Here is a 16185-nt window from a genome sequence, read left to right as displayed (position 1 = left end):
GTGGGTGTTCAGGAATTTTTTCACAACCTCGGAGACGCTACAAGACCAGTTTGCGCTGTGAAAGATAGGTAAAGAGAATTTCCAGCCGCGCTACCGGGTCATCCAGTTCCAGCAACTTTTGTTTGGCCAGTGCCTGCACCGGAAGCACTTCGGTCAGCCGGTAGCCGACCCAGGCGGCGTCATCGAAGGCGTGCGGCTTGGGCATTTTTTCGGGGCCGAGCTCGCCGGCGATTTTTTGCAGCAGCGGCAGCAGCCCCTGTTGTGCCGTCGGCACTTCCCGCCGCGCCGGTTCGTCGAGCAACTCGATTTGGGCGTGCAACAATCCGTCCGGCTGCGTGCTCCGGGAAACGATGCGGAAACGACGTCCGCCACGTACTTCCAGCATCAGGATGCCGAGCTGCGGCATGTCGCCGCTATCGATGTGCGCCAACGTGCCGATTTGGTGCGGCAGCGCGGTTTGACCAACCTCCTTGCCACTGGCGATCAGGCAGACGCCAAAGGGCGTGCCATCTTTCATGCAGGCGGCGGACATATCGAGGTAGCGCTGTTCGAAAACCTTGAGCGACAGCACGCCGCCGGGGAAAAGTACCGCAGCGAGCGGAAAGATGGGAAGGTCGAGCCGTTGCGGCTCTGCCGAGGCATCCGGCATCGCCGGGGTCTGTTTTTTCAGGAAATCCAGCCAGCTCAAGCTGCGTCCTCCCCGGCTCCCCAGCGCTGCATCAGCGCATGCGGTACGGCCACTTGGTCAAGCACGCGGGCGACGACGAAATCGACCAGTTCTTCGACGCTTTTCGGATGATGGTAGAAGCCGGGATTGGGCGGCAGGATTACCGCGCCGGCACGCGCGAGGCGCAGCATGTTTTCCAGATGGATAGCCGAGAAAGGCGTTTCGCGTGGCACCAATACCAGCTTGCGGCCTTCCTTGAGTACAACATCTGCCGCGCGTTCGATCAGATTGCTGGCCAGGCCCTGGGCAATCGAAGCCAGCGTGCCCATGGTGCATGGGCAAACGATCATGGCATCGGGCGGATTCGAGCCGCTGGCGAGCGGAGCGAACCATTCTTCGCGCCCATAGACATCAAGCTCGCCGGGTAGCGCGGCATAACACTCACGGAAATAGGCCTGCGTCTCCTTGGCTCTGGCCGGCAATTCAAGCCCCATCTCCTGTTTGGCGACGACTTGAGCTACCTGCGAGTAAAGCAACTGGACGCGACAGCCGGCTTCGAGCAGGCATTCAAGCAGGCGGAGGCCATAAGGCATGCCGGAAGCGCCGGTGAGCGCGAGACAGATGGTTTTAGGCATTCTTCACCTCGGGTTGGCTGGCCGGCGGGCTCGGCGGCATTTGCTCAAGCAGGCGCGCGGCGATCAGGCCGTTGATGATACCGAAGCCGAGCGCTGCCGAGGAAAAAAGCGGCACCAGATAAAACAGGCCGTTGTGCGGGATCAGCCACAGTCGCGCCAGCAGCAATTGCCCGCCAATATGCGCGAAGGCCGCCAGGATGCTCCAGCTCACCGGCCCGAACCAGCGTCTTGGCAGGCGAATGGCGAAGGCCAGAACAAGCAGGCTGAGCAAGGCACCGGTCAGGCTCATGAAGAATCCAGGCGACAGAAACTGCCCGAGCATCAGGCCGCCGGCGATCACCCGCAAGGCGCTGACCCAGGCCGCCGTAGCCCAGCCGTAGCGCGCCAGCACGATCAGCGTCACGATGTTGGAGAGCCCCGGTTTGACGCCCGGCAGCGGCAACGGGATCGCCGCATCGATCAGCGCCAGACCGATGGCCGCTGCCGCGAGCTGGGCGATACGGTGGTCTTCGGGCGTCGTTGTCAGCCTAATAACTGAGTGAGTCATAAGCCTCCTTGCCGCCCTGCACCTGCACGCTGACCTGATTCGGGGCGCAAATGGCGATTTCACCGGTCCGAGCCAGCCAGCCCTGGCGCACACAATACTGGCGCGGCCCGGGGTCGGAGACTACACGAACGCGGCGCTTTTCGATGGCAATGATGGTGATGCCAAGCGGCCCCGGAACTTCGATCTGGCGGTTGCGCGACAGATCAAGTTCGGCAAAGACCTCACCGCCCCGCTTGATGATCGCTTTTTCGGCAATGCCGCCTTGCCATGCCAGAGGAAAAGTGGCAGCACAAACCACGATTCCAAGCACTGCTACCAGCCAGTCACCGGGCCTGAACAGTGCCAGCCAATGCATCAGCGCTTGCCGCTGGGAGTGGACGAAGAAGCAAACGAAGAAGCAAACGGAGAAGCAGACGAAGAAGCAGGCGGCAACTCGCGATGACGAACAAGTACCCGCGCCTGATTGCGGAACTGGCTTCCAAGCCACTCGGCAAAATAGACCGAACGGTGTTGGCCACCGGTGCAACCGATACCGACGGTGAGATAATTGCGATTATCGCGAACGTAGCAAGGCAGCCAGGTAGCGATGAAACGGGCAATATCTTCGCGCATGCGCAGCACTTCAGGTTCGGCCTCAAGAAAGGCAACAATCGGGGCGTCGCGGCCAGTGAACGGGCGCAAGGCCAGGTCGTAGTGCGGGTTGGGCAGGCAGCGAACGTCAAAGACGAGCTCGGCGTCGAGCGGAACGCCGTGCTTGAAACCGAAGGATTCAAAGATCAGGGTCAATCCCTGTTGCGCATCGGTGGAGATGAACTGGCGTACCCATTCACGCAAGGCGTTGGGTTTGAGGTCGCTGGTATCGATGTGATGACCGAGTTCGGCCAGGCTTTCCAGGCGAACGCGTTCCTCGGCGATAGCCTCGGTCACCGTACGCTGCTCACTGGCCAGCGGATGCCGACGGCGTGTCTCGGAATAGCGTTTGAGCAGTGTTTCGGTTTTTGTGTCGAGAAAGAGAAACTGCAGTTGAAGATCCTTGGCACGCAGTGTCGCCAACTGTTGCGGAAGCATCGCAATGCTGTCGCCGCCGCGGATGTCGATTGCGACTGCCACCTTGTCGTAGCCTTGCTGGGCGAGCTGGTCGACCAGTTGCTGCAACAATTGCGAAGGCAGGTTGTCGACGCAATAGTAGGCGGTGTCCTCAAGCATGTTGAGGGCGATCGACTTGCCGGAACCGGAGAGGCCGCTGATGATTACGATGTGCATGTGCGTGAGCATAGCGGAACGTGGCTTACACGGGCAAGCCGGGCTGACATAAACTGATAACCCTGTTATTGAAACTCACTCTGCCATGAACCTACTGGATATTCCCTTCCTTGCCGATCTCGTCGCCATCCGTCGCGATATCCACGCCCACCCGGAACTGGCTTTCAAGGAAGCGCGCACTGCTGAGATCGTGGCGCGCGAGCTTGCCGCCTATGGACTTGAGGTTTATCGAGGGCTGGCCAGAACCGGCGTTGTCGGCGTTCTGCGCAAAGGCAGCAGCATCCGAGCCATCGGCTTGCGGGCTGACATGGACGCCCTGCCCCTGCATGAAAAGAACGATTTTTCGCATCGCTCCAGGCATGAAGGAAAGATGCACGCCTGCGGTCATGACGGCCACACCACGACCCTGCTCGGCGCCGCTCGCTACCTGGCTGAAAACAGGAACAGTCTGGATTTTGATGGCATGGTCTATTTCATTTTCCAGCCGGCCGAGGAATCGGAAGGTGGCGCGGCGGTGATGATCAAGGATGGTCTGTTCGAGCAGTTTCCGATGGATGCCGTCTTCGGCCTGCATAACTGGCCGGGAATTCCGGTTGGCGAAATGGCTGTGATGCCGGGAGCGGTGATGGCTGGCACTTGCGCCTTCGAGATCGCTGTGCATGGCCACGGTTGTCATGCGGCGATGCCGCATCAGGGCGTCGATACGCTGGTTGTAGCCAGCCAGCTGGTACTCGCCTTGCAGACCATCGTTTCCCGCAATCTGCACCCCTGTGAATCCGCCGTCGTCAGCGTTACGCAGATTCACGGCGGCGAAGCCTGGAACATCATTCCCGACGACGCCGTGCTGCGCGGCACGATCCGCACCTTCAAGCCCGAAGTGCAGGAACTTGTAGAGCGAGCCATCGAGCGTCTGTGCAGCGGCATTGCCAGCGCTTTCGGCGCACAGATAGAAACCAGTTTCGACCTGCGTTATCCGCCGACAGTGAATGGTGTTGCAGAAACCGAACTCTGTCGCCGGACGGCTGAGGCCATTTTTGGTGAGGATAAAGTCCGCAAGAATGAGTTGCCTTCGATGGGCGCAGAGGACTTTTCCTACATGCTGCAGGTCAAGCCCGGCTGTTATGTGTGGCTGGGCAATGGGCCTGGTACCGGAGGCTGTTCCTTGCACAACCCGCACTACGATTTCAACGATGACATCCTTCCATTCGGTATTAGCTACTGGGTAAGTCTGGTGGAAGGAGCGCTGCAGGCTGATGTGTTGACTCAGAGGATAGATTTACTTCCATAAAGCAAGGACTGATGAGCCAAGACAAGGAAGATGTGCGGATGGAAGGCATGCTAAAGTTACTGGGATCGAAGCCAGAGTCGGTGGAACCACTACTCAAGTTTGCTGAAACGATGGCGGCTTTCAGCTGATCCAAACGTTCATCCTCGTGCTCCTGGTTTCGGTTGTCCACCTGACCCTTGCCCCAACGGAATCCGCACTGCCTGGAGCGCACCCAAAAGCTTACGCCACAAGCGTTATGAGCGCTAACTTAAAGAACCCGCTGGCCGTAGGTCAGTGTCTTCATGATGCGCAGTGGACAACCAGTTCAGCGCTGCTCAGGACATGAATTCGATAATCGTCGCAAAGCTGACCACAAGAGGAAATTCCCATGAGTACTTCACGTATTGCAACCCTGACCGTCGACGGCAAAACCATCGAACTCCCGGTATTGACCGGCACCCACGGCAATGACGTTATCGACATTCGTGCGCTCTACGCCAAGGCCGGCCTGTTCACCTACGACCCCGGCTTTCTGTCGACCGCCAGTTGCGAATCCACCATCACCTTCGTTGACGGCGACGAGGGCGTGTTGCTTTACCGTGGCTACCCCATCGAGCATCTGGCGGATCAATGCAGCTTTCTCGATGTAGCCTACCTGCTGAAGCACGGCGAACTGCCAACCGAAAAGGAAAAGACGGATTTCGAGTACATCATCACGCAACACACGATGGTGAACGAACAGATGGCCAAGTTCTATCAGGGATTCCGGCGTGATGCGCATCCGATGGCGGTGATGGTCGGCGTGGTCGGCGCACTCTCAGCGTTCTATAACGAAGCCTGGGATTTCTCCAATGCCGAGCATCGCAATATCAGTTTCAACCGCATCGTGGCCAAGTTGCCGACCATCGTTGCCATGGCCCACAAGTACTCGCGGGGCGAGCCCTTCATGTATCCGCGCAATGACCTGAGCTACACCGCCAACTTCATGCACATGATGTTCGGCAACCCCTGCGAGAAATACGAACCCAACCCGGTTCTGGTGCATGCACTGGATACCATTTTTACCCTGCATGCCGATCATGAACAGAATGCCTCGACTTCGACGGTTCGGCTGGCGGGTTCCTCTGGCGCCAATCCCTATGCCTGCATCTCTGCGGGTATCGGCTGTCTTTGGGGGCCTGCGCACGGTGGCGCCAACGAGGCCTGCCTGAAGATGCTCGAGGAGATTGGCGATATATCTCGTGCTCCCGAATACATCAAGCGAGCCAAGGACAAGAATGACAGTTTCAAATTGACGGGCTTCGGTCACCGCGTCTATAAGAATTTCGATCCGCGCGCCAGGATAATGCGCAAGATTTGCAGCGACGTTTTGCAGGAACTTGGACTTGAAAACGACCGCCTGTTCAAGCTGGCCATTGAACTGGAGAAGATCGCATTGCAAGACGAGTACTTCATTGAGAAAAAGCTTTACCCGAACGTGGACTTCTACTCAGGCATCGTGCAGAAAGCCTTGGGTATCCCGACCTCCATGTTCACCTGCATCTTTGCGCTGGCGCGCACGGTGGGCTGGATGGCTCAGTGGGAGGAAATGATCACCGATCCCGAACACAAGATCGGTCGCCCTCGCCAGCTTTACGCCGGCACTGCATTCCGCCCCGTGTCGACAAAGAACACACGACTGTAACAAGCATGGCTCCGGGGGCTATTCGGGCAATGGCTGTAGCCGTTCAGGTGGCGATATCGTGACCAAGCTACATTCTGATTTTTCAATCGAGGAATTCAACCAGCGCGGCGCCGAATATCTTCCGGGTTATCTCGGGATCGAGATAACGGCTGTGAGTCAAGGCACCTTGAGTAGCCGCATGAGCATCAGAAAACTGCACTTTGCCCCGAATGATTTTCTCCATGCTGCAAGTATCGTCGCACTGGCCGACACAAGTTGCGGCTACGCGACCTATGCCCATCTGCCAGAGGGCGCTGCGTCATTCACGACCATTGAACTCAAGAGCAACCACCTGGGAACTGTACGCGAAGGCGGCATCGCATGCATCGCGACAGCACAGCATCTCGGGCGGAACACTCAAGTCTGGGACGCTGTCGTAACAGATGAATCGAACGCTCGAAAGATCGCATTATTCCGCTGCACGCAAATGATCCTGTGGCCAAACAGCTAGTCAGTCCGTACATTCGCTGATCACACTCAACAGGCCGCTCTGGCAGAAGTGATGATGATTTCATCGGTTTTTTGTTACCAGCTACGGAGTAGAAAATGCAACTCATGCTGATTTCCGGAATTGTTTTTGCCATCGGTGCCGTCGTCTTCGCACTGCAGAACAATGCGCTCGTCACCGTGACAATTGCCATCTGGCACTACGAGGGTTCCTTGGCCATCGTACTGCTGGTGGCACTCGGCCTGGGAGCTCTGATCGCGGCTTTGCTGTCTTCCCCCGCCGTGATCCGCAGGCAATGGGTAACGTCGCGCCTGCGCCGCCAAGTCGCCGATCTGGAACGTGAAGTGACCGGGGAAAAAACGCGCAACAACGAACTGGTTGCCGAAATGGCGCGACTGGCACCTTCGGCCGAAACAGACAAAACGGGGCCTGAAAAGACCTATGTCGGTTTGCGGTCGTTATTTGCCAACGAGAAAGGGGAGTGAAACGCGCCAAGCTAGCTGCCGATTCCTTCTTTGCCCGGGATGGAGAAGTGCTTGTCGTTAACATCCTCGGTAGCCCAGGTGCTACTCGTGACGATGTCCGGCGATCGCCGTGATGGTTACTAGCAGAATCCAGCGATCAAGGAGTGCGCCTACGCACGGAGGCATGTGCCCCATGGCTATCATGGTTGAAATGATCAGCCGTGATCCAAGGCTAACGGTCATCACTTTGAAAGGCGCCCCACATTATGAAAGTCATGCCCGTTTCCCTCACCCCCGCCCCCTCTCCCAGAGGGCGAGGGGAGATTCGAGAGTCGCGTACGCGACTTTCACGTTAACTGGCATGGCTTTGATAGACACCCCAAGTAATGAAAGCCCTGCCCGTTAAACCAGTCAAGAATCCGAAAGCCTGCGCAGACGTAGTGTCGTCATTGCGATAACCAGGAGAACCGGAAGAAGCAGTGCGACGACAACGCCAGCCCAATGAAATTGCTCCCAAGGCCATCCTGCTGCACTACCAATTACACTCCCGCCCAAGTAGTAACTCGAAAGATAAAGCGCAGAAACCAATCCTCTGCGCTGGCCCGCCCGATGCCCCACCCATCCGCTTGCCACGGCATGAACCGCAAAGAAACCAAACGTCAAGATCGCCAGTCCGGCAATAATGATCGGCAGGGATGAAGCCCATGTCATGCTGATACCTGCTGCCATGCAACAACTCATCAATAACATGATTTTATGGCGTGGATGGCGCGTCGTCGCACGACCAGCCAAAACAGACGATACGCTCCCAAGCGCATACAAGAGGAAAATTGCGCCAATCGCTGCCGGACCCAGTGCATAGGGTTCCAGACTCAAGCGAAACCCCAGGAAATTGTAGAGGCCGACAAAAGCTCCCATTATCAAAAAGGCCGTCCAGAACAACCATGGCAGTCCGGGGTCTGCATAAATTGTGCGCAGATCGGAATAGAGCGGTCGCAATTGCATGGGCTGTGGGAAAAAGTGAAGGCCCGCTGGAATCAGTCGCAAGAATCCGATGGCGGCCAATAGGCCGACAATTCCGAGGGTAGCCAAACCATGTCGCCAGCTCAAATATTCAGTAACCAGGGCGGCAATCAATCGCCCTGACATCCCACCCAATGCATTGGCCGCAATGTACAGACCCATCGCGCGCGACCGGAGCTCAGGTGCCAATTCCTCTCCAAGGTAGGCCATCGCTGCCGCAGGAACCCCAGCGATACAAGCCCCAAGGCAAATTCGACTGAGCAACAGAACAAAATAATCTGGAGCAAACGATGAGCCGAAGGCGAAAACAGCCGCGCCGAACAGACACCAGCGCATCAGCGAAGCTCTGCCATAACGATCAGAAACCAGGCTCAAGGGAATCAGGAGAAATGCCATCGCCGCAGTGCCGGCTGAAACGCTCAAACTGGCCATGGCCGGCGAGATGCCGAACTCATGGGTCAGTTGAGGCAAGATCGGCTGCGTGCCGTACAGCAGAAAAAAACAGGTGAAGCCGGCGAGAGCCAAGGCCCAATTAGCTCGTTTGGTCTGATTCGAGTCTAGCCATTGGGGGGCTTTCCCGTGACCATTTGCTTGCGCGTTCAATCGAAAAAGCCCCCCGTGAAGGCAAAATGGAAATGGTTATGCGGCGTGACGATGAAAATTAGAGTTCAAGGGCCAACAGTATCAGCTCAACTGAGTGTTACCATTTATCGCTGACAGCGCCAGAGTAGATTCTTTCGAAGTTGGCTATCAGAAGAGGATATCGGGTGTTCTGTCATGATGCCTCAATTAAATCGCACTATTGAAATCCACTATGCTCACCTGGATTCGGCGAAGACTGTTCAAGAACAATATTCCAACCGAGATTGCTCAAGCCCGGAGTCTCATCCGAGCCATCGATCGAGGCGGTATTCCACTCTATCCGGCCAAAGTTAACGCAATCGCACGCAACCTTGGACTTGAGGTTTCCTCATGTGCGCCTGTCGATCAAACCATTGAACGGATCAGGGCCTGTCTGGATCGCATTTAAAAAGGAAGGTTGTCTGCAATTAAAACGAGGGTTGTGAGCGAAGGTTGTCCAACCATCTTCACTTTTCGCTCAATGTAACTAGAAATACCCCGGATATAGGAAGGCTTTCGCCTAATTCTGATCTATTCAACAACGCCCGTTACCAGTGGCGACACGCATCAGGTCCCTTCAGCGCGGCGAAGTTCGAAAGGAAACAAGGCATTGCGAATTTCCATGTATCGCCCGCTGTGTTAGTTTGCCCGACATGACTAATCCGCCCTCTTCCGAAGCCACTCCTGAACCGCTGCAGCGCGTGGTGAAGATCCGGCGCGACTACAACACCTGGGTGGCCAACGAGACGCTCGAAGACTATGCCTTGCGCTTTACGCCGCACAGTTTTCGCAAATGGTCGGAAATGCGCGTGGCCAATACCGCATTCGGCGCCTCGTCGTTCCTGGTTCTGGAAGCAGTCGGCGCTACCATGCTGGTCAATGGCGGCTTCATCAATGCCTTCTGGGCCATCCTGGCGACCGGGCTGATCATCTTCCTGATCGGCCTGCCGATCAGCCATGCCGCCGCCCGCTACGGGCTGGACATGGACCTGCTGACACGCGGCGCCGGCTTCGGCTACATCGGCTCGACGGTGACTTCGCTGATCTACGCCTCCTTCACCTTCATCTTCTTCGCGCTGGAAGCGGCGATCATGGCCTACGCGCTCGAACTGGCCTTCCACATTCCGCCGGCCTGGGGTTATCTGATCTGCGCATTGGTGGTCATCCCGCTGGTCACCCATGGCGTTACGGCGATCAGCCGCCTGCAGGCGTGGACGCAGCCGTTGTGGCTGGTGCTGCTGGTGCTGCCTTACATTTTCGTGCTGCTGCAGGAGCCCGAGGTTCTGAACGGACTGCTGCTTTATCCGGGAGAAAAGGGGCTGGGCGGCCAATTCAGCATGCCGCTCTTTGGCGCCGCGCTCACCGTTGGCATCGCGCTGGTCACGCAGATGGGCGAGCAGGCCGACTACCTGCGCTTCATGCCCGAACGCAGCGCAAAGAATAGCCGTCGCTGGTGGCTGGCGCTGGTGCTGGGCGGCCCCGGCTGGGTGCTGCCCGGTGTCGCCAAGATGCTCGGCGGCGCCCTGCTCGCCTACCTCGCCCTGCGCAACGCTGTTCCCGCCGCAAAGGCGGTCGATCCCAACCAGATGTACCTGATCGGTTTTTCCCATGTCTTCAGCAACACCTCGCTGGCGATTGGTGCCACCGTCCTCTTCGTCGTCATTTCACAGATCAAGATCAACGTCACCAATGCCTACGCCGGCTCGCTGGCCTGGTCGAACTTCTTTGCCCGCCTGACGCACAGCCATCCCGGCCGCGTGGTGTGGGTTGTCTTCAACACCTTGATCGCCTTGTTGCTGATGGAACTGGATGTCTTCCAGGCGCTCGGTCAGGTACTCGGCCTCTATTCCAATATTGCCATTTCATGGATGGCGGCGGTGGTTGCCGACCTGGTGATCAACAAGCCGCTCGGCCTCTCGCCGCCGCATATCGAGTTCAAGCGCAGCCATCTCTACGACATCAATCCGGTCGGCATCGGCGCCATGGGCATCGCCTCGCTGCTCTCGATTGCCGCCTTTACCGGGCTGCTCGGCGCGGACTTACAACCTTACGCCTCGTTCATCGCGATGCTCACCGCCTTTGTCGCGGCGCCCCTGATCGCTTGGCTGACCGGTGGCCGCTATTACCTGGTCAAGGGCAAAGCCGCGCCGGCCGTCGGCATGCAGCGCTGCTGCATCTGCGAACGCGAATACGAGAGCGAGGACACCGCTCACTGCCCGGCTTACGGCGACACCATCTGCTCGCTGTGCTGCTCGCTCGACGCGCGCTGCGACGACCTGTGCAAGCCGGGCGCCAACCTGGCTGCGCAATGGAACGGCATGCTGCGCCGCATGCTGCCGGCCACCGTCATTCCCTATCTGGAAACCGGTCTGGGCCATTACCTGTTGCTGATGGCCTGTATCGTTCCCTTGCTCGGCGGTCTGCTCGGATTGCTCTACACCCATGAAGTATTGGCCCTCGCCCCAGCGCAGGCCGAGCTGATTCCGCACCTGCAGCAGACCTTCATCAAGGCCTTCTCGACACTGCTGCTGTTCGCCGGAATCGGTGCCTGGTGGATGGTGCTGACGCACAAGAGCCGGCAGGTCGCGCAGGAGGAATCGAACCGGCAAACACGCCTGCTGATGCAGGAGATCGACTCGCACCAGCGCACCGATGAACAATTGCAGAAGGCCAAGCGCGTGGCGGATCAGGCCAATCTGGCCAAGAGCCGCTATATCACCGCCATCAGCCATGAACTGCGCACCCCGCTCAACAGCATCCTCGGCTACGCGCAAATCCTTGATGGCGATGCAACCATACCGGCCAACCGACGACAGGCGGTAAGCATTATCCGCAAGAGCGGCGACCATCTGCTCTCGGTCATCGAAGGCACCCTCGACATCGCCCGTATCGAAGGCGGCAAAGTCACCCTGGACGTAAAAGCCCTGGATTTCCCGGATTTCCTGCAGCAGATCGTCGGCATGTTCGAACTGCAGGCGCGCAACAAGGGCTTGAGTTTCAGCTACGAACCCAGCGGTGAAATACCCCCCGTGGTACGTGCCGACGAGCGGCGGCTGCGGCAGATCCTGATCAACGTCATCGGCAACGCCGTGAAATTCACGGTACGCGGCAAAGTCAGCTTCCGCCTCGAATGCAAGCACGACATGGCCATCTTTGACATACGCGACAGCGGCCCCGGTATTGCTGCCGAAGAACTGGAACGTATCTTTGAACCTTTCGTGCGCGGCAGCAGCGTCCAGGCCGGCGGCAGCGGTGTCGGCCTGACCATTGCGCGCATGCTGACCGACCTGATGGGCGGAGAAATGAGCGTCAGCAGCACGCCCGGGGAAGGCAGCAGCTTCCGCATCCGCCTGTTCCTGCCGCAGGTGCACTCGGCGCAGGCGGCGCGCGAACTGCCACGAGCCCAACGCATCGGCTACGTCGGCATCCGCCGCCGCATCCTGGTCGTCGATAACGAGAAAGTCGATCGCGACATGCTGCAGAGCGTGCTTGAACCGCTGGGCTTTCAGGTCGAGCAGGCGGCCAGTGGCGACGAATGCCTGCAACTGCTGCCGCGCTTCGCTCCGCACCTGATATTCATGGATCTGGCCATGCCCGGCATCGATGGCTGGGAGACGATTCAGCGCATCCGCCGGCAGAAGCTGAGCGATGCCCATATCGCCATCCTCTCGGCCAACGCCTTCGACAAGGGGCTGGAAAACGAGGCCGGCATCGCCGCCGAGGACTTCATCGTCAAGCCGCTGCGCGTCAAGGAACTGCTCGACTGGATCGGCCGCATACTGGGCCTGGATTGGGTCAGCGCCGAAGCTCCGCCGAGCGTCGCCACCCCCGCCCAGCCGGCAGCGCTGATCCTGCCTGGACGCGAACACCTGAGCGCCCTCGACGAAATGATCAGCCTCGGCTACGTGCGCGGCATCCTCAACAAGCTTGGCGAGATCGAACGCCTCGACCCGGCCCATGCCGAATTCGTGCGCGTGCTGCGCGATCTGGCGCGCCAGTTCCAGTTCGACGCCATGAAGGAAGTTCTCAGAAAGGGCCGCGATGCCGCTTGACAACACCATTGACCGCGCCATCTCCGACATCGTCCTGATCGTGGACGACATTCCGGAAAATCTGTCGCTGCTGCACGATGCACTCGACGAATCCGGCTACACGGTGCTGGTTGCAACCAACGGCGAATCCGCCCTGCAACGGGCGCGCCAGAGCCTGCCTGACGTCATTCTGCTCGACGCCCTGATGCCCGGCATGGACGGCTTCGAAGTTGCCCGGCGCCTGAAAGCCGACTTCACCACGCAGAACATCCCGATCGTCTTCATGACCGGGCTGACCGAAACCGAGCATGTGGTAGCCGCCTTCGCCGCCGGTGGCGCCGACTACGTCACCAAGCCGATCCGTCCTGCGGAAGTGCTGGCACGCATCGCTGCCCACATGCAGAACGCCCGCCAGATGAAGCAGGCGCGCTCGGCCCTGGACGCCTTCGGTCAGGCCACGCTGGCGGTGCGCGCCAGCGACGGAAAACTGGTCTGGCAGACGCCACTGTCGAGAAAACTGCTCAAGGACTATTTCGCCACCGGCGAGGAAGAAACACCGCAGCGCCTGCTGGACTGGATCAGCGACGCCGAAGCCGCCCGGCGCGATGGTCGTGAACCCACCGCCCTGCTCCTGGCCGATGGCAACCGGCGACTGCTAGCCTCCTTCCACGACCAGACCGGTGACCAAGAATGGCTGGTCGTCCTGCGCGAAGAAAACGACGCTTCCGCCATCGAATCGCTGATCGCCGCTTTCCGCCTGACTCAGCGCGAAGCCGAAGTGCTCTATTGGGTGACGCTGGGCAAGACCAGCAAGGACATCGGCGACATCCTCGGCAGCAGTCCGCGCACCGTGAACAAGCACCTGGAGCACGTATTCGAAAAGCTGGGGGTGGAAACCCGGACGGCAGCGGCCAATCTGGCGATGAGCAAGATGCGGGGAGCTTGAACGCGGCGTGAGCGATCAATTGCTGCCAGGATTCACCTTGTCGATGGCCCACTATCGTGTACTCAACTTGCCTAGTTGCTCATCTGAAACGCCAGAGCCAAGCTGAACGTAAGCGCTGGCGATGGTTTGGATGATTTTGCGCCCAATGACGTACACCTAAGCCGGTTATCCGTCCGTTGACTACTGAGACTCCAACAACGCCCGCTAAAGCATTCCCCGGTCGCGGACGAAGGCGATGATCTGTTCGAGACCTTCACCGGTTTTGAGGTTGCTGAAAACGAAGGGACGGTCGCCGCGCTGTACCTTGGCATCGTGCGCCATTACTTCAAGCGACGCGCCGACCATGGGCGCCAGATCGATTTTGTTGATGATCAGCAAATCCGATTTGGTGATGCCAGGTCCGCCCTTGCGCGGTATTTTTTCGCCTGCGGCAACGTCGATGACGTAAAGGGTCAGGTCCGAGAGTTCCGGTGAAAATGTCGCTGCAAGATTGTCGCCACCAGATTCGATGAGGATCAACTGTACATCGGGAAAAGCGCGTTGCAAGCGATCGATAGCCTCCAGATTGATCGAGGCATCCTCGCGGATGGCGGTATGCGGACAGCCGCCGGTTTCGACGCCGATGATTCGCTCGGGCTCCAGCGCAGCGTGGCTGACGAGAAATTTGGCATCTTCGGCGGTGTAAATGTCGTTGGTGACTACGGCCATGTCGATGTCCTTGCGCAGCGCCTGGCAGAGCGCCAGGGTCAGGGCGGTCTTGCCGGAACCGACGGGGCCGCCGATGCCGACTCTAAGAGGGGAGTTGTTGCTCATGATTTTGGCTCGGGAGTTGGGTTAGCAGGGTGTCGTAAAGGCCGGGCAAGTTGTTGAGTACGTCGCGGTTCTCGTAGCGCAATACTTGCAGGCCGTGGGTGTTGAAGAGTTCTGTGCGCTTGTTGTCGTATTCAATCTGGAAAGCATGGCTATCGCCGTCTATCTAAATGACCAGGCGGGGCTCGGGGCAATAGAAATCGACGATGTACGAGCCGATGGGTTTCTGGCGGTGGAATTTGTAGTGGCTGAATTGCTTGCTGCGCAGAACCTTTTGCCAGAGGAGGGTTTCGGCGGGGGTAGGGTTACGACGGTTTTCTCGGGCGAGGGCGGTGAGGCGTTTGTCGTAAGGGAGGAACTTCAACCCCTCCCCGGCCCTCCCCTTGTCAGGGGAGGGAGTAGTGTGCTCCCCCCTGACAAGGGGGGCTGGGGGGGGTGGTTTTTCGGCCATATCAAGACCGAAACAGCCTTGAATACTGGCTCTCATGCCGAGCACTACAGATGGAAAGCGCTGGTGTGAAGTTGGACCACTCATCTTCCGGCAGGCTTTGCGCATTTTTGGCGATAACGGGAATCCTCCGCCCCAATTCGGCGAGCAGGCGCTGGCCTCCAGCCTGCCCGAGCGGAACCGCTTTCAGGGCGGCCATCACCTGATTTTCCGCCCATGACCACAGGTAAGCCGCCGCGGCCGCTTCCGAACCAATGCCCCAGGCAACGGCGATTCCAGCCCAGGCTGTCGGGAAGGCAATCTCGGGCATGGCCGCCAGCGTAACCTGCAGCGCATCCAGCACCGGATCGCGCAGGTCGGCCAGCAAGCGGTTCAGCGAGAATCCCATCTGCACCGTTTCCGTCCGCAATTCGGCACTTTCACGGCTCGCCAGAAAGTCTGCGTTGAGGCGGAGGATTTCGCCCGAATCGGTTTCTGCCCAGGCCGCCATCAGGCAAACCAGCAGTGGCGCTTCGAAGCGGCCAATCCCATGTTCCAGCAGATCGCCGATCCATTGCCCGGCGCTCGCCTCGTCGCGGATGCGACCACTCTCCACTGCCCACTCCAGCCCCTGCGAATAGGTGTAGGCGCCGACCGGTAGCGCCGGGCTGGCCAGTTGCAGCAGGCGGGTGAGGGCCAGTGCGTCCACGATCAACGCGGCTTGAACTGGTGGATTTTGGGTACTGCACGGTGCGGGCCGTGGCCGGGGTCGTGCAGATTGGCCGGCTCGTCTCCATGGTGGTGCTGCCCGCCGTAGGCACCTGATTCCGGCTGGAACGGGGCTTCAATCTCGGCGACCTTGCAGCCGAGGCCGCGTACCATTTCAGCCAGAACATGGTCGGTCTGGAAGTACAGGCGACCGCCACCGGCATCGGGAATGATTTGCACCGGCACATGGCGGTTACCGAGATGGTAGGCGGCGCGGACGAAAAGAAGTGGAGTGTCTGCGACGGCTTTGATCAGTTTTTCAGGGGCAGCGAGGATTTTTACTACCGAGTCGCCATCTTCGGCTGCCAGTTTATCGCCGTCGTGCAGGTGATCACCGCGTTCGAGGAAGATGCCGGCTTCGGCGCCGGATGCGAGGATGATACGCAGGCGACTGCGCTTCCGCTCGTCGTAAGCGAGGGCGACGCTGTCGGTGGAGGGAAGGGTGGTTCTGCTGTTGAGGATGATCAGCGGGTGTTTAACCCCCCCCGGCCCCAATGCTCTCAACTTAACACCCTTTTGTCATTGTAATTATTTATAAGCATGTG

At 58.9% G+C, this 16185-nt stretch carries 15 protein-coding genes and 1 pseudogene; 6 read left to right on the top strand and 10 right to left on the bottom strand.

Translation table 11 applies throughout. The features are described from left to right. Positions 1-37: 37 nt before the first annotated feature. From ACOYNV_RS05945 to rapZ, 5 genes are read right to left on the bottom strand one after another with little or no spacing between them, the layout of a single operon-like run. A complete protein-coding gene (locus tag ACOYNV_RS05945; RefSeq protein ID WP_422898835.1) occupies positions 38-688 on the bottom strand; it encodes an LON peptidase substrate-binding domain-containing protein in 651 nt (216 codons plus the stop codon). Next, positions 685-1302, bottom strand: a complete 618-nt coding sequence (locus tag ACOYNV_RS05940; protein WP_422898834.1) for a flavin prenyltransferase UbiX — start codon at positions 1300-1302, stop codon at positions 685-687. Before ACOYNV_RS05940 ends, ACOYNV_RS05945 begins: the two co-directional genes overlap by 4 nt. Then, entirely contained in the window at positions 1295-1849 is a 555-nt protein-coding gene (locus ACOYNV_RS05935) for a Gx transporter family protein (protein WP_422898833.1), read from the bottom strand. The genes ACOYNV_RS05940 and ACOYNV_RS05935 overlap by 8 nt, the downstream gene beginning before the upstream one ends. Further along, positions 1830-2204 carry a NusG domain II-containing protein gene (locus ACOYNV_RS05930; protein WP_422898832.1) on the bottom strand — a complete coding sequence of 125 codons (375 nt, stop codon included), beginning with the start codon at positions 2202-2204 and terminating at the stop codon, positions 1830-1832. The genes ACOYNV_RS05935 and ACOYNV_RS05930 overlap by 20 nt, the downstream gene beginning before the upstream one ends. Continuing rightward, on the bottom strand, positions 2204-3112 hold the full coding sequence (gene rapZ, locus ACOYNV_RS05925) for an RNase adapter RapZ (RefSeq protein ID WP_422898831.1): 909 nt from the start codon (positions 3110-3112) through the stop codon (positions 2204-2206). The genes ACOYNV_RS05930 and rapZ overlap by 1 nt, the downstream gene beginning before the upstream one ends. A gap of 85 nt (positions 3113-3197) precedes the next feature. Between rapZ and ACOYNV_RS05920 the strand changes: the two genes are divergently transcribed. From ACOYNV_RS05920 to ACOYNV_RS05905, 4 genes are all read left to right on the top strand, one after another. After that, entirely contained in the window at positions 3198-4400 is a 1203-nt protein-coding gene (locus ACOYNV_RS05920) for a M20 aminoacylase family protein (protein ID WP_422898830.1), read from the top strand. Positions 4401-4767: 367 nt separating this feature from the next. Further along, the gene (gltA, locus tag ACOYNV_RS05915; protein WP_422898829.1) at positions 4768-6063 is read left to right on the top strand and encodes a citrate synthase; all 1296 of its coding nucleotides are present in this window, start codon (positions 4768-4770) and stop codon (positions 6061-6063) included. 58 nt (positions 6064-6121) lie between these two features. After that, positions 6122-6553 carry a PaaI family thioesterase gene (locus ACOYNV_RS05910; protein ID WP_422898828.1) on the top strand — a complete coding sequence of 144 codons (432 nt, stop codon included), beginning with the start codon at positions 6122-6124 and terminating at the stop codon, positions 6551-6553. Positions 6554-6648: 95 nt separating this feature from the next. Further along, on the top strand, positions 6649-7035 hold the full coding sequence (locus ACOYNV_RS05905; RefSeq protein ID WP_422898827.1) for a LapA family protein: 387 nt from the start codon (positions 6649-6651) through the stop codon (positions 7033-7035). A 390-nt stretch (positions 7036-7425) separates the two neighbouring features. On the opposite strand, the gene ACOYNV_RS05900 is transcribed toward ACOYNV_RS05905, so the two are convergent. Further along, positions 7426-8562, bottom strand: a complete 1137-nt coding sequence (locus ACOYNV_RS05900; protein ID WP_422898826.1) for an MFS transporter — start codon at positions 8560-8562, stop codon at positions 7426-7428. A 749-nt stretch (positions 8563-9311) separates the two neighbouring features. On the opposite strand from ACOYNV_RS05900, the gene ACOYNV_RS05895 reads away from it, so the two are divergent. Both ACOYNV_RS05895 and ACOYNV_RS05890 read left to right on the top strand, forming a co-directional pair. Continuing rightward, the gene (locus ACOYNV_RS05895; protein ID WP_422898825.1) at positions 9312-12710 is read left to right on the top strand and encodes an ATP-binding protein; all 3399 of its coding nucleotides are present in this window, start codon (positions 9312-9314) and stop codon (positions 12708-12710) included. After that, a complete protein-coding gene (locus ACOYNV_RS05890) occupies positions 12700-13635 on the top strand; it encodes a response regulator (RefSeq protein WP_422898824.1) in 936 nt (311 codons plus the stop codon). The genes ACOYNV_RS05895 and ACOYNV_RS05890 overlap by 11 nt, the downstream gene beginning before the upstream one ends. A gap of 204 nt (positions 13636-13839) precedes the next feature. On the opposite strand, the gene ureG is transcribed toward ACOYNV_RS05890, so the two are convergent. From ureG to ureE, 4 genes and pseudogenes are all read right to left on the bottom strand, one after another. Then, complete coding sequence (gene ureG, locus ACOYNV_RS05885; RefSeq protein WP_422898823.1) at positions 13840-14448, bottom strand: urease accessory protein UreG; 609 nt, start codon at positions 14446-14448, stop codon at positions 13840-13842. Beyond that, positions 14426-14809, bottom strand: a pseudogene (locus tag ACOYNV_RS05880) (endonuclease domain-containing protein). The gene ureG and the pseudogene ACOYNV_RS05880 overlap by 23 nt, the downstream one beginning before the upstream one ends. Positions 14810-14897: 88 nt before the next feature. Then, positions 14898-15581: an urease accessory protein UreF gene (locus ACOYNV_RS05875; RefSeq protein ID WP_422898822.1), complete on the bottom strand. Its 684-nt coding sequence runs from the start codon at positions 15579-15581 to the stop codon at positions 14898-14900. A 2-nt stretch (positions 15582-15583) separates the two neighbouring features. Then, positions 15584-16144 carry an urease accessory protein UreE gene (gene ureE, locus ACOYNV_RS05870; RefSeq protein WP_422898821.1) on the bottom strand — a complete coding sequence of 187 codons (561 nt, stop codon included), beginning with the start codon at positions 16142-16144 and terminating at the stop codon, positions 15584-15586. Positions 16145-16185 lie beyond the last annotated feature (41 nt).

The organism is Propionivibrio sp. (genome assembly GCF_049316945.1).
Taxonomy (GTDB): domain Bacteria; phylum Pseudomonadota; class Gammaproteobacteria; order Burkholderiales; family Rhodocyclaceae; genus Propionivibrio.
The sequence above is the reverse complement of the archived record's forward strand: the minus strand, read 5'-3'. Positions and strand labels throughout refer to the sequence as shown.

Excerpts from the sequence above, each read along its gene's own strand:
- ACOYNV_RS05940 (WP_422898834.1), bottom strand. The coding sequence starts at position 1,302 with ATGCCTAAAACCATCTGTCTCGCGCTCACCGGCGCTTCCGGCATGCCT.
- gltA (WP_422898829.1), top strand. The coding sequence starts at position 4,768 with ATGAGTACTTCACGTATTGCAACCCTGACCGTCGACGGCAAAACCATC.
- ACOYNV_RS05895 (WP_422898825.1), top strand. The coding sequence starts at position 9,312 with ATGACTAATCCGCCCTCTTCCGAAGCCACTCCTGAACCGCTGCAGCGC.
- ureG (WP_422898823.1), bottom strand. The coding sequence starts at position 14,448 with ATGAGCAACAACTCCCCTCTTAGAGTCGGCATCGGCGGCCCCGTCGGT.
- ACOYNV_RS05905 (WP_422898827.1), top strand. The coding sequence starts at position 6,649 with ATGCAACTCATGCTGATTTCCGGAATTGTTTTTGCCATCGGTGCCGTC.
- ACOYNV_RS05935 (WP_422898833.1), bottom strand. The coding sequence starts at position 1,849 with ATGACTCACTCAGTTATTAGGCTGACAACGACGCCCGAAGACCACCGT.
- ACOYNV_RS05920 (WP_422898830.1), top strand. The coding sequence starts at position 3,198 with ATGAACCTACTGGATATTCCCTTCCTTGCCGATCTCGTCGCCATCCGT.
- ACOYNV_RS05930 (WP_422898832.1), bottom strand. The coding sequence starts at position 2,204 with ATGCATTGGCTGGCACTGTTCAGGCCCGGTGACTGGCTGGTAGCAGTG.
- ACOYNV_RS05890 (WP_422898824.1), top strand. The coding sequence starts at position 12,700 with ATGCCGCTTGACAACACCATTGACCGCGCCATCTCCGACATCGTCCTG.
- rapZ (WP_422898831.1), bottom strand. The coding sequence starts at position 3,112 with ATGCACATCGTAATCATCAGCGGCCTCTCCGGTTCCGGCAAGTCGATC.